The sequence below is a fragment of the Ructibacterium gallinarum genome (assembly GCF_014982785.1).
GTDB classification, from domain to species: Bacteria; Bacillota; Clostridia; order Monoglobales; family Monoglobaceae; genus Ructibacterium; species Ructibacterium gallinarum.
In genome coordinates this window covers 1-1048 of record NZ_JADCKB010000076.1, presented here as the reverse complement: position 1 = coordinate 1048, position 1048 = coordinate 1, and the positions used below count along the sequence as shown (strand labels likewise).

The window sequence follows — 1048 nt, the reverse complement described above, 5'->3', positions numbered from 1 at the left end:
AGTACTCTTTGATGGCGACGCGGGTATTTAAAACGTTGTCAAAGCCGATATAGGTAATGCCGAAACCGCCCTGCCCTAAGGCAATACCGACTGTATATCGGTCGTGCAGAAGGGTGCCCGGCGGCAGAAATGCCCCTGTGCTTTGGGCAAGTTCCTTCTCGTCAAGGCCGCAGTACGGACAGACCTGTGCTTCTCCTTTTTCTTTCATGCACCCCATACATAATCCCATTTTTTTCGCTCCCTTTTCTTTATTCATACATTTTTACATATACAAATCTATTTTGTTTTCTTCGCAGTAAATAGGTATAGGTTTCGTCCACGTCTTTTGTTTCTCCGGACGGATAATATACCCGGATTACACTGTGCTGTGTCAGATTGCATCGGTCATCGTCCAACCAGGATATCTTCACAATGTCATAGGAGAGCAATTCCTCCCGGATTCCTTGCTGATAGAGCCGCTGAATATTTTTGACGCTTTCGTTATAATATGTTTGGGCATCAATGTCAATATAGGCGGATACATTGGAAGTATTGCCGGTATTGATGGAATTGACATAATCAGACAAACAAAGATATACCGCTTCTTCCAGTAAGACAGTATCTTTTTGCCGATCTGGCTTTGGCACAGGTGTTGGTGTTGGTGCTGGAGTCGGCACAGGTGTTGGTGTGGCAGAAGCAATACCCGCCGGGGCAGAAGGAGGCGTGGAAGAAACTGTTTCATTGTTTGCTGTGTTGCTGGATTTATCCACAGAGGGAGCTGCGGAAGCGACAGGAGAAATAGCTGTTTCTGAATTTTTTTGCAGGATTCCATAGAAAAGAACTGCGGCCAGAATAAAAAAGCTGAGACTTAATATAAGAATGGCGGCTGTAGTCAAAGGCATACGCTTTTTTGGGGAACTCTGAGTGGGGCGGAAGGAAACCGTATTTTCCTCGGGAGTCGTTGGAACCCAAGTTGTGCTTTGGCCGTTGAGGGCATTTTGCAGCTGTTCCACAGAGGAAAAGCGATCGGCGGCCCGCACTGCCATGCCAAGGCGAATGGCAGACTGAA

The 1048-nt window shown here is 46.9% G+C and carries 1 protein-coding gene and 1 pseudogene; both read right to left on the bottom strand.

What is annotated here, in order from left to right; all coding sequences use genetic code 11:
• Nucleotides 1-256 (bottom strand): annotated as a pseudogene (locus INF28_RS12770) (hypothetical protein); the annotation flags it as partial.
• Nucleotides 249-1048: TcaA NTF2-like domain-containing protein (locus INF28_RS12765; protein ID WP_404815183.1), on the bottom strand; the 800-nt coding region annotated here is incomplete at its 5' end. The pseudogene INF28_RS12770 and the gene INF28_RS12765, both read right to left, overlap by 8 nt.